This is a genomic window from Flammeovirga agarivorans (assembly GCF_012641475.1).
GTDB classification, from domain to species: domain Bacteria; phylum Bacteroidota; class Bacteroidia; order Cytophagales; family Flammeovirgaceae; genus Flammeovirga; species Flammeovirga agarivorans.
In genome coordinates, this window is the sequence record NZ_JABAIL010000096.1 from 1 (window position 1) to 654 (window position 654).

A 654-nucleotide genomic window follows, 5' to 3' on the forward strand; every position below is an offset into this window, starting at 1 on the left:
CGTTAGCCACTATATATACCATGAAGCATATTTTAGTATTAGTTTTATTAATTATTTCGTTCTCATGTGCACGAAAGGATGAACCTTTTTCAAGGTACGTGAAAAGTTTAGATAAACTTAAGTTGCCACTTTCATATGATATCCATACAGAAATAGATCCTTCTAAAAATTATGATTCAACTTTACATATTAAATACAAATGTTTATGGACTTATAAACCAAGTGGTATAATATATGAGACAAATAAATTTATAGGAATAATAGAGTATTCAATATCAGATGTAGGAACAGTTCCTGTAATAGTAACATATGACTTAACAGGTAATAAAATTGACTCATTATTTATTTTAAAAAATTCTGGATTTGGAGAAACAGGACAAACTTTAGAAAGTTCAATATTAAAAAGTGACTACACAATTTTGATAACAGATTCAACAAAAAAATGGGAAATAGATCAAGATTATAATATTATTGATTCAACTGTTTCAATTGATGTTTCAAATTTTATGTATAAAATAAATTCAAATGGTGAGATTTATAAATCTGTTAACCAGTCAAATAGTCTTAAAACAAAATAAAAATAACAGTGGCTAACATTAGCTAATCTCCATCCATCGGGTGACGCACCCGCTGGTCGTAGTTTAGCCATTACGT

The 654-nt window shown here is 27.8% G+C and carries 1 protein-coding gene; it reads left to right on the top strand.

Annotation, left to right across the window (positions count from 1 at the left end; genetic code table 11):
* The coding region (locus tag HGP29_RS28415; protein ID WP_211093469.1) for a hypothetical protein at positions 1–578 on the top strand (578 nt) is incomplete at its 5' end.
* Between the last annotated feature and the right edge of the window lie 76 nt (positions 579–654).